This window comes from uncultured Cyclobacterium sp. (assembly GCF_963976465.1).
GTDB lineage: Bacteria > Bacteroidota > Bacteroidia > Cytophagales > Cyclobacteriaceae > Cyclobacterium.
Genome location: NZ_CAXBOC010000150.1, coordinates 1 through 10,614, shown reverse-complemented (window position 1 = coordinate 10,614; position 10,614 = coordinate 1). Strand labels below are relative to the sequence as shown.

11 protein-coding genes and 1 pseudogene are annotated in these 10,614 nt (G+C 38.6%); 7 read left to right on the top strand and 5 right to left on the bottom strand.

Annotation, left to right across the window (positions count from 1 at the left end; translation table 11 throughout):
• The 3 genes and pseudogenes from AAC037_RS10245 to AAC037_RS10235 all read right to left on the bottom strand — a co-directional run.
• A pseudogene (locus tag AAC037_RS10245) lies at nt 1-229 on the bottom strand (signal protein); the annotation flags it as partial.
• Between the two features lie 746 nt (nt 230-975).
• The gene (locus AAC037_RS10240; protein ID WP_339902904.1) at nt 976-1,686 is read right to left on the bottom strand and encodes a glycosyltransferase; all 711 of its coding nucleotides are present in this window, start codon (nt 1,684-1,686) and stop codon (nt 976-978) included.
• A 51-nt stretch (nt 1,687-1,737) separates the two neighbouring features.
• A complete protein-coding gene (locus tag AAC037_RS10235) occupies nt 1,738-2,940 on the bottom strand; it encodes a pyridoxal phosphate-dependent aminotransferase (RefSeq protein WP_339902903.1) in 1,203 nt (400 codons plus the stop codon).
• A gap of 154 nt (nt 2,941-3,094) precedes the next feature.
• Here AAC037_RS10235 and AAC037_RS10230 point away from each other — a divergent pair, with 154 nt between their 5' ends.
• A complete protein-coding gene (locus AAC037_RS10230; RefSeq protein ID WP_339902902.1) occupies nt 3,095-4,039 on the top strand; it encodes a hypothetical protein in 945 nt (314 codons plus the stop codon).
• Here AAC037_RS10230 and AAC037_RS10225 read toward each other — a convergent pair.
• Nucleotides 4,033-4,389 carry a YraN family protein gene (locus tag AAC037_RS10225; protein ID WP_339902901.1) on the bottom strand — a complete coding sequence of 119 codons (357 nt, stop codon included), beginning with the start codon at nt 4,387-4,389 and terminating at the stop codon, nt 4,033-4,035. The two genes, AAC037_RS10230 and AAC037_RS10225, sit on opposite strands and share 7 nt — an antisense overlap.
• 41 nt (nt 4,390-4,430) lie before the next feature.
• Here AAC037_RS10225 and lipB point away from each other — a divergent pair, with 41 nt between their 5' ends.
• The 6 genes from lipB to AAC037_RS10195 all read left to right on the top strand — a co-directional run bounded on the left by lipB (nt 4,431) and on the right by AAC037_RS10195 (nt 10,172).
• Nucleotides 4,431-5,165 carry a lipoyl(octanoyl) transferase LipB gene (gene lipB, locus AAC037_RS10220; RefSeq protein WP_339902900.1) on the top strand — a complete coding sequence of 245 codons (735 nt, stop codon included), beginning with the start codon at nt 4,431-4,433 and terminating at the stop codon, nt 5,163-5,165.
• Nucleotides 5,162-5,563, top strand: a complete 402-nt coding sequence (locus AAC037_RS10215; RefSeq protein ID WP_339902899.1) for a hypothetical protein — start codon at nt 5,162-5,164, stop codon at nt 5,561-5,563. The genes lipB and AAC037_RS10215 overlap by 4 nt, the downstream gene beginning before the upstream one ends.
• 5 nt (nt 5,564-5,568) lie before the next feature.
• The gene (locus AAC037_RS10210; RefSeq protein WP_339902898.1) at nt 5,569-6,303 is read left to right on the top strand and encodes a 3'-5' exonuclease; all 735 of its coding nucleotides are present in this window, start codon (nt 5,569-5,571) and stop codon (nt 6,301-6,303) included.
• A gap of 81 nt (nt 6,304-6,384) precedes the next feature.
• On the top strand, nt 6,385-8,562 hold the full coding sequence (gene rnr / locus AAC037_RS10205) for a ribonuclease R (RefSeq protein ID WP_339902897.1): 2,178 nt from the start codon (nt 6,385-6,387) through the stop codon (nt 8,560-8,562).
• Nucleotides 8,552-9,538, top strand: coding sequence for a polyprenyl synthetase family protein (locus tag AAC037_RS10200; protein WP_339902896.1), 987 nt, complete (start codon nt 8,552-8,554; stop codon nt 9,536-9,538). Before rnr ends, AAC037_RS10200 begins: the two co-directional genes overlap by 11 nt.
• Nucleotides 9,539-9,542: 4 nt before the next feature.
• Complete coding sequence (locus AAC037_RS10195) at nt 9,543-10,172, top strand: rhomboid family intramembrane serine protease (RefSeq protein WP_339902895.1); 630 nt, start codon at nt 9,543-9,545, stop codon at nt 10,170-10,172.
• Between the two features lie 58 nt (nt 10,173-10,230).
• On the opposite strand, the gene AAC037_RS10190 is transcribed toward AAC037_RS10195, so the two are convergent.
• Nucleotides 10,231-10,539: an HPF/RaiA family ribosome-associated protein gene (locus tag AAC037_RS10190; protein WP_339902905.1), complete on the bottom strand. Its 309-nt coding sequence runs from the start codon at nt 10,537-10,539 to the stop codon at nt 10,231-10,233.
• Between the last annotated feature and the right edge of the window lie 75 nt (nt 10,540-10,614).

Genomic DNA, 10,614 nt, shown 5'->3' with positions numbered 1-10,614 from the left:
CATCATAGGTTGCTCCAACTCCCATATTTAATGTAGAGTTTGGGCGGTACCAATAGTGGACCTCGTCTACATTAAGGCCCAAACCGGTATACTTTCTTGACAAATAGGTTCGTATCACCAATTGATCAGGGTAAGTCTCATAATACACGTTGGAGTCTTCAGTATTTTGAGAATATACCGGTAGATAAAGGGTAGAAACAAGTAAGATAAATGCTAAGCTATATTTCATAAATACTTGTTAATTATTCCAATTTAATGAAAACAAGATATAAAGCTGAAAATTAGATCAAAGAGGAAAGGGAGGTTAGGAAAAATTATTTCGAAATAACCTCCAATTATTTTCTAAAAAAAGAGTAAGTATAAAAAGTTGCTTAATCACCCATCACAAAGATACAATAATTTAGCGCAATAAAGCAAAAATAAAATCTTAGTATACTTCGATATTTTAACGAAATAATTACAAATCAAAATTTCACCTCTTAAGGAAACGCCTAAAAACCCCTTTCAGATCAGCTTAAACATTAGCTAGAATAGAAATTTTATCAAAATATTACAATTCACTATTTATATATATTCAGAGATTTAATTGAACTATTAAAACAATAAAATAGGAATGATAGCGATAAAATTCATTTGATCCTAATTATAAAAAATATTATTAGGCTGAAAATCATCTACTCATCGCTTCAATCTTATAAATTAAACAAATAATTTATTATTCAAATAATTATATAAATTACATTAGCACTTTATCATGAAAACTTACCTCAAATACCTAAAAAAAAGCTTCATTTCTAAAAAATGTGAATCCAATCACAAGAGCAAAAGTTTTGGCAAATTCATCTATAGATTTTCGTTTTCGAACCAAAAAACTCCATTATTCAATAAATTTTTTATAATCCAATTTGAGAAAAAGGTGATCGAGTGTATAAAAAATTATTAAAATGTTTGTAGCACTCGGACAGCAATCAATTACTAAATCTTATCCTTTCCTAAAAACCATTTGCGGAAATAATAGAGGATTGGATTTTTGTATTTGAGTTGCTTCCAAGGTCTGCTGGCATGCGGCCTATGCCAAACAGGAAGCTCCGGAAGAATAAAATTCTCAAAGCCTAGGGCAATGGCTTTTTGGCTGATGTGTGTATCGTACCAATCTTTGCTGGTATCCAGATCGGTAAAATCGTATTTCTCTAAAAAATTGTTATTGATTAAGGTACAGCAAAAACTAAGGCTACGATTTGTTTTAGTGGGCTCCTTGCTTTTTAACTGCTTAAATTTCAGGTAGGGGAAATTAACCTTTCCTTCTGCATCATGGGTAATTGCACCGACTAAACCTGCCTTGGGATTTTGCTGTGCAAAATGTAAAAGTTTCTCTAAGGTATCTCGATTTACTTTCACATCTGACTCAACAATAATTAAGGGAACCCCCGCTTTAAGGGCTTTTTTCTGGGCAATCTTAAGGACGGTCTTGTAATTTGGAGAAGGGTTGGATGTGACCTCTTCAAGGTTTACCAAGTTAAATTCTTTGGTACTGCTGGCTTTTTCCAAAGCCTTTTTGGTTTCATCAGTGGAGTAATCATTAAAAACCCAATACTCATAATTTCCATTGGCTTCTGTTATGGCTTGGATTGTCTCTAGTGTAGCTTCGAGCGCATCTTTAACGGGAGTGATTACTATTGCCTGCATCTTGGAAATTAAGAAAAATCCCCGGATTTAAGTCCGGGGATTTATTAAAAATTATTTCAATTTTGCCAAAACTTCTTTTATTCGCTTGAGCGCTTCTTTTAATTCAGCTTCAGAAGCTGCATAGGACAACCTTACAGAATTAGGGGCGCCAAATGCTGCTCCGGTAACCAAAGATACGTTTGCCTCTTTCAGCACATACAAGCAAAAATCATCCGCCGTTTCAATTTTCTGATCTCCTGCAGATTTACCAAAAAAGTCAGAAACATCAGGAAAGAAGTAAAACGCTCCTTCAGGAACGTGCGTCTTGATTCCCGGAATGTCTCTCAACAATTCCAACACCAAATCTCTTCTTTTAAGATAGGCTGCTGCCATTTCTTCTGTTGGCTTTTGGTCTCCAATAAGCCCCGCAAGTGCTGCACGTTGTGCTATTCCTGTTCCACCTGAAGTAAACTGACCTTGAATTTTTTCACAAGCCTTTGCAATAAACAGAGGTGCGCAAATATACCCAACTCTCCATCCGGTCATGGCGTATCCTTTAGAAAATCCATTGACTGTAATGGTTCGCTCAAACATGCCAGGGAAGGAAGCAATGCTTGCATGCGATCCGGTAAAGTTGATCAACTCATAGATCTCATCTGCAATGACCACTAAATTTTCTTTGCTTTTGATAACCTCTGCAATGGCTTCCAATTCTGATTTACTGAAAACAGAACCTGAAGGATTACAAGGAGAAGAATAAATCACCGCTTTGGTTTTGTCCGTAATGGCTTCTTCTAATTGCTTGGCTGTGGCCTTAAAATTATTTTCAAGGTTTCCTTCTATAAGTACCGGAACTCCACCGGCCAATTTGATCACTTCTGAATATGACACCCAATATGGAGAGAAAATGATAACCTCATCCCCTTCGTTGATTAAGCACATAAAGATGTTGGCAATCGAATGCTTCGCACCAGTAGAAACCACAACGTTTTCTGCCTTAGCTTCCGCAATATTGTTTTGCTCCCTTAGTTTTTTAGCGATTGCCTCTCTAAGGTCCTGATAACCCGCCACGGGAGGATAGGAAAAATACTTGCCTTCATCAATGGCTGACTTGGCAGCTTCCTGTATGTGTTTAGGCGTTTTAAAATCAGGTTCACCCAAGCTCAGACCTATAATATCTATCCCTTGAGTCTTTAATTCCCTGGCTTTTTTTGCCATAGCCAGCGTTGCTGACTCTTCCATATTGTTTATACGATCAGATAGGATGGAATTCATTTATATTTTATTTAAATTACGTTTGATAATCAGATTAATAGGAACTTTAGACCAATAGATAAATTCATTTCAAGTGATGGCCTTCCATCTCCATTTTTAATTTTGCAAAAATAAGCATAATGACAACGATTCCTAAATCTTTGACTAGTTTTGAATGGCGGAAGATTTAACTAACTGCTTGGAACATTTTGGGATTTTACACTTTACGGTAATATCCGGACTGTATTTTCGTTTTAATATTGTTATGAAAAAACTCATTTACTTATTTTCTGTGATGCTGTTTTTTAATGCTTTTGTAAGTATTGGACAAGAAGAATCCGCTACTGCAGAGGTAGACTCATCGGGAGTAGAAGAAAACAGACTTCTCCCAACCTCCACCCCTATCCTTTTGTTTTCTGACGCAGAAGATGAGCTCAAAGAAGAAAAAAAGAAGAAGCGGAAAAAGAAGAAAAAAAACTTCCACTTTGGTGAAAAAACCAGTAGAGCCCTGATCAAAAGCAGCTTCAGAGACCAAATCACCTATCAATTTTTCAATTACACCACCAGGAATAAAAAGCCGGATCCCTATATCAGAGATATATTTTGGTATGACACCAAAAACAAAGCCATTAAAAATGGGGGATTTTTACCTTCAAAGGGCTATTTATTGCATGGTCCTTACGAAAAGCGGATTGGGGACAATGTGGTAGAAACCGGGATGTATATGTACGGCACCAAACATGGCCGGTGGATGACTTTTGACACCAAAAACATTCTTTTGGACAAGAAACATTACTCAGAAGGTTGGCCAAAAGCATCCAGAGTAACTTATTACAACCGAGGGGAACGTAAGATTGAAAAGCTAACACCTATTGAATATGACCTAGAAGAAGGTAACTTTTTTCACTTCTACCCGGATGGACAAGTAGCAGTAGCAGGTGAATACAAATTTGGTGAACGCATCGGTATTTGGACAGAATACTGGCCAAGGGAAAATGATAAAACGGTAAAAAAACGCGAAATTCAATACCAAAATGAGGCATTAAACAATAGCTTCAAACCATATATTAGAGCAGAATGGGACAAGGAAGGAAACTTGATCTATAACCACACTCAATAAAAAGCATCTTCAAAATGCTTGAAAGCAATCCCTCCTGATTTGCTTTGATAAACTCCCACAATATCAAATCTTATATCCTTTTTCCAATCTTCCTCGTATATATAATTGTCTGCTGCCCTAATTATCAATTGTCGTTTCCGATAATCCACAAATTCTTCAGCATATCCATAGCCTGTACCACTGCGGTACTTTACCTCTACAAAGATCAGAATACCTCCTTTCTCCATTATAAGATCTATTTCTGCATGCTTGTACCTGTAATTCTCAGTGATAAATTGGTAGCCATTCGCCACCAACCAGTCTTTGGCAAGTTGTTCGGCTTTGGTTCCTTTGTCATTGTGTTCAGCCATTGTATGATATTGACTATATTTGAAAAAAACTATTGCAAAAGGTGAATCAATTTATAAATAAAAAATTAATTTTCAGGGATTTAGGCACCAAAGATTACCAGGAGGCCTGGGACTATCAAGAAAAAATATTTGCCCAAACGGTGGCAACCAAAATTGACAACAGAAAACTTGATCCTGAACAGGCACAAATCACTGACAATTACCTCTTGTTTGTGGAGCACCCTCATGTATATACTTTAGGCAAAAGTGGCCGTCCGGAGAACCTACTCTTGGACGATGCTGGACTGAAAAAATTTCAAGCCAGTTATTACCCCATTAATCGTGGCGGCGACATTACCTATCATGGGCCCGGGCAGCTGGTAGGCTATCCCATTCTGGACCTGGACAATTTCTTTACAGACATTCACAAATACCTGAGGTATTTGGAAGAAGCAGTAATTGCCACACTGGAAGATTATGGAATTGAAGCGGGCAGAATTGAGGGATTAACCGGAGTTTGGCTAGACCATATTCATCAGAAAAACCCACGAAAAATCTGCGCATTAGGGGTAAAATCCAGCAGATGGGTGACCATGCATGGATTTGCATTCAATGTCAATACAGACCTCAGTTATTTTAACCATATTATCCCCTGTGGGATCAGTGACAAAGCAGTCACCTCCATGGAAATGGAGCTGGGAAAAAAAATATCCATGCCCGAAGTAAAGGAAAGAGTAAAGTCACATATCGTTCGATTATTTGGGATGGAACTATTAGAAAGTGAAGAATTAAAATGAAAAAAGACATAAAATTTCATCCGGTAACCGGTGTGAAAATGGCCATTGTAAAAGAGGAAACTGAAAAAGGGGAAAGCTGGGCTGTTTACCTGATCAATAATAACCTGATTGAGCTAGAAACCTTAATGATAACAGCAAAAGGTTACGGCACAGTATCCGGAGAGGTGAAGAAAACCTCTATATTGAGACATGTGATTGCCAAGTTAGAGGCTACAAGTTTTGTAAGAATAGAAGCCATTGACCCCGCTTTATTTGTATTGAACAATGAATTTTGGGTAAGTTACTATATACTCGACCAAATATTTGACAAAAAGTTTATATTTGTAGCGGGCAGTGTGCAAGACAAACACATGACCTACATTCCGGAACTCGACATGCATGGGATATTACACACCTAAAGCTTATGGCTGATTTTTTCGAACATTTGAATGAAATTCTTTTTCTGGACATTGAGACAATCTCCGGAGTCGAAAATCTTGAAGATTTACCGGAAAGATGGCAGGAAGAATGGAAAAAAAAGGCCCTTCAATTACAAAAAACGGACGAAAGAGATGCAGCGGAACTCTACTTTGAAAAAGCAGGAATTTACGCGGAGTTCGGCAAGATCATCTGCATCGGCGTAGGATATTTTACCTATAAAAGGGAAGAGGATCAACTAATCTATAGGACCAAGTCCTATGCCGGAATAACAGAACATGAAACTTTATTGGAGTTTAGGGAATTACTAGAGAAGAAGTCATGGTGTATATGCGCCCATAATGGCAAGGAATTTGATATCCCATATATCTGCAGAAGAATGCTGGTTAATAAAATTCCCCTTCCGAAAGTTTTGCAAATCTCCGGGAAGAAGCCATGGGAAATCAAGCATTTAGACACCCTTGAACTGTGGAAGTTTGGAGATTATAAACATTATACCAGACTGGATTTGCTTGCAACAATTTTTGATATCCCTAGTTCTAAGGAAGGCATCGATGGAAGTATGGTCAATACCGTATATTACAAAGAGGATGATTTGGACAATATCCGTAAATATTGTCTAAGGGATGTAGAGGTAACAGCGAGAATATACCTTGCCTATCAAGGTTTACCGGGAGACCTGTCCTTTGAAATTATTAACCTCGATTCACCTGCAGTTTAAACATTACAATAACATTACCAATAAAGGAAGGCCCATTAAATAGAATAAATATCCTTACCTTTATAATTACAAGACATTTTTATGGGAAGAAAATCAGGAAGAAAAAAATCAGGATTTAAAAAGAAGGGCAGTAAGCCCACTGACATAGAACAACTAAAATTAAAATTAACGCAATTTTTTGACAACAATTTCGGCGAAGCCTATACCGAAAAACAACTCATCAAAAAACTGGTGCTTAGGGATGCCCACACCAAAAAGCTTTTAAACCCTGCCCTGCGGGAACTTATAGATGAAGGCAAAATCAGTTGCACTCCCAGAAATCTTTATTCCTCCACAGCTGAACCTGAGTTTATTATTGGTGAAGTAGATTTCGTCAATCCAAGGTTTGCATTCGTCATTCCTAGCAATCAAGAAAAGAAAGAAGACGACATCATGGTCAAAGAAGCAGATTTAAAATCTGCCCTTGATGGTGACAAAGTCAGGGTTATGATTTTACCCAAAAGGGGTAGAGGCAATCGAAGAGAAGGCAAAGTTTTGGAAATAATGGAACGGAGCAGGGATGAATTTGTCGGTCGGGTTGAAATTTCCCCTCGTTTTGCCTTTGTTGTGCCGGACTTTAAGAAGATGCACCACGATATCTTCGTTAGGAAGTCGGACCTAGAAGGGGCTCAACATAACCAAAAAGTAGTGGTAAAGCTTACTGAATGGAAAGAAGGAGACAAAAGCCCAAGTGGAAAAATCATTCATGTTTTGGGTAAAGCCGGAGACCATGAAGTGGAAATTCATTCCATCATGGCTGAGTTTGGACTTCCCTTTGACTATCCGGAGGAAATTGAAGCAGAAGCAGAGAACATCTCTGAGGTAATTCCGGAAGCAGAAATCAAAAAAAGGAAAGATTTTAGAGACATAGACACTTTCACCATAGACCCCGCAGATGCAAAGGATTTTGATGACGCAATATCCTTTCGCTATCTGGACAATGGGAATATGGAAATAGGTGTTCACATCGCTGATGTAACTCATTATGTCAAGCCTAAAACACTGATGGAAAAAGAGGCTTACGATAGGGCCACCTCCGTCTATTTGGTGGACAGAACCATCCCCATGCTCCCCGAGCGGCTCAGCAATGGACTCTGTTCCTTGCGACCCAACGAAGACAAACTTACTTTTTCATGTGTTTTCGAAATGACCGACCAAGCAGATGTCAAGGATTTTTGGATTGGCCGTACGGTGATTCATTCCAACAGGCGGTTTACCTATGAGGAAGCACAAGAAAACATGGATGCTGAGAGTGGTGATTACGCCAAGGATTTATTGAAAATCAATGCCCTGGCCAAGTTGCTTAGAGGAGCAAGGTTTAAAAAAGGCGCCATTAATTTTGAAACGGTAGAAGTAAAATTTCAACTTGATGAATCCGGAACACCCACCGGGCTTATCATCAAAGAGAGAAAAGACGTTCACAAGTTAATTGAAGAATTCATGCTCTTGGCCAATAAAACAGTGGCCACCTATATTTACGATAAAAATAAAGGCAAAAGCACCTTTGTTTATAGGGTTCATGATTACCCTGACCTGGAAAAGCTGGCGACATTCTCGAACTTTGCGAAGAAATTTGGTCATGAAATCAAAATCCTAGACGAGAAGAAAGTATCCAACAGCCTGAACAAATTGATGGATGAGATCGTTGGTAAACCGGAGCAGAACATACTTGAACAACTTGCCATCAGGAGCATGGCAAAGGCAAAATATACCACTGAGCCTAAACAGCATTTTGGTTTAGCCTTTGATCACTATACGCATTTTACCTCACCAATTAGGCGGTACCCAGACATGATGGTACACCGACTCTTGCAACATTATCTGGATGGTGGGAAGCCACCTGAAAACCAGGCCTGGGAGGAAAAGTGTGTTCATTCTTCTGAACGTGAAAAAAGGGCCGCAGATTCAGAAAGAGCCAGCATTAAGTACAAGCAAGTAGAATACATGAAACTTGCAGAAGACAAGGATTACGCCGGGATTATTACTGGAGTAACAGAATGGGGTGTATACGTAGAGATCTCTGAAACCAAATGTGAAGGCATGGTAAGGGTGCAAGACCTAACCGATGACTATTACGATTTTGATGAGAAAAACATGCGACTCATAGGCGCCAAGAACAAAAGAATGATCACCCTAGGTGACAAAGTTGAGGTTAGAGTAACGCGCACCGACATAGACAGAAGAACCATAGATTTGGAATTTGTAAACGATGATAAATGAAAACCAGCTTGAGGAAATTAAAGCCAAACTCGAGCAATACATTCAACAACTTGACCTTCAAGGAAACCCTCAAGAACTTTATGAACCCATCAGCTATCTTATGGGCCTGGGTGGCAAAAGGATACGTCCATTACTCACATTACTGGCTTATAACCTATACAAGGAAGACTATAAAAGTGTACTAAGCCCTGCTGCTGCGATCGAAGTCTTTCATAATTTTACGCTGATGCACGATGACATCATGGATAACGCTCCCCTGAGAAGAGGGAAAGCCACAGTCCATGAGAAATGGGATGACAACACCGCCATCTTATCCGGAGATGTTATGTTGGTAAAAGCTTATGACCTACTCTTGTCAATTGCTCCTGAGTACTTGAAAGAAAGCTTACAGTTATTTAGCAAGACCGCTGCCGAGGTTTGTGAGGGACAGCAGCTCGACATGAATTTTGAAAGCAGAGAACTCGTAAGTGAAGAGGAATACCTAAACATGATCCGCTTGAAAACTGCTGTATTATTGGGATTTGCCCTTCAGCTCGGTGCAATTTTGGCTGGAGCTCCCAAAAGTGACACCAAGCGACTTTACGATTTTGGGATGAACATTGGAATTGCTTTCCAATTAAAAGACGATCTATTGGATGTTTATGCCGACAAGGAAAAATTTGGCAAACAGGTGGGTGGAGATATTATTGCCAATAAGAAAACCTACCTCTTGGTAAAAGCCAAAGAGTCCGCCAAAGGATCCACACTAGAGGAGCTTGAAAAATGGCTTCATTCAAAATCTTTCTCCTCGGACGAAAAGGTAAAAGCAGTAACGACTATCTACGATCAACTTCATATAAAAGAAAAAACAATGGCTGTAATGGAAAATTATTTCCAAAAAGGCTTCAAGCAGCTGTCTGAATTGCAGGTAAAAAATACCACAGGTTTACAATTACTACAAAACTTAACACAGCATCTCGCCAACAGAGAAAAATAGAACCATGGACTTATCTGTAACTTTAATCATTATTATCATTACCTGTCTGACATCCTATTACGGTTGGAAAAAACCGGAGTTTATCAATAAAAACTTGTTCACTCCCTATATTATAAAAGCTGATGGCGCCTATGGAAGATTTTTAACGTCGGGTTTTATCCACAAAGATGGTACCCACCTGTTATTCAATATGTTCACCTTTTATTTTTTCGGCAATGTAGTAGAGTCTTACTTCAATTATGCTTTTGGTCCGGAATTAGGCATAGTGGTTTTTGTGATTTTCTATCTTGTTGCCATTGTTATTGCAGATATACCCACTTACCTTAAGGAGCAAGACAATCCTAGCTACCATGCTTTGGGAGCATCTGGGGGAACTTCTGCCACGGTATTTGCAAGTATCATTCTAATGCCCTTGTCAGACATCTGCATTTTTGGGATTTTCTGCCTACCTGGATTTATATTGGGTATACTCTTTTTAGGTTATGCTTTTTATAAAGGTCGTACAGGTGGAGACAATATCAATCACGATGCTCATTTCTATGGCGCGGTCTTTGGAATCCTCGTGATTGTAGTTATCTCTCCTGAAAACGCCTTGCATTTTTGGGAGCAAGTAAAAGACTTCAGCCTTTTCTAAACAGGTTAAGCATTGGATCTTAAGTTCTAATCTAGAGTGGAGACTGAAGCTTTACTTATTATTTGGCTTTCTTTAATTGTCGCACCAATTTATCGACTACATCCTTTAGCAATGGAATCCAATGTGCCCCTTTTTCTTCAGCAAAAACATCCGGTCCCGGTATACCCACACGCATACCTACGATGCTTACCGCATTTCCCCCGCTTCCTTCTGTTTTAAAATAAACATCTACAGCATTGATATCATGGGTGAATTTAGACAGTTTGTCTATGGATGTACGAATTTCCTCTTGTACAGCATTATTGATATCAATATTCACTGATTGGACATCAACTTTAATTCCTTTGTAATTTTCTGTATAGTTCATTGTTATTGATAGGTTAACTCCCTCCAATGAGAGAAATGATAATTCTTGCTTCTGCAAGTCTAAAAGCATAGCACA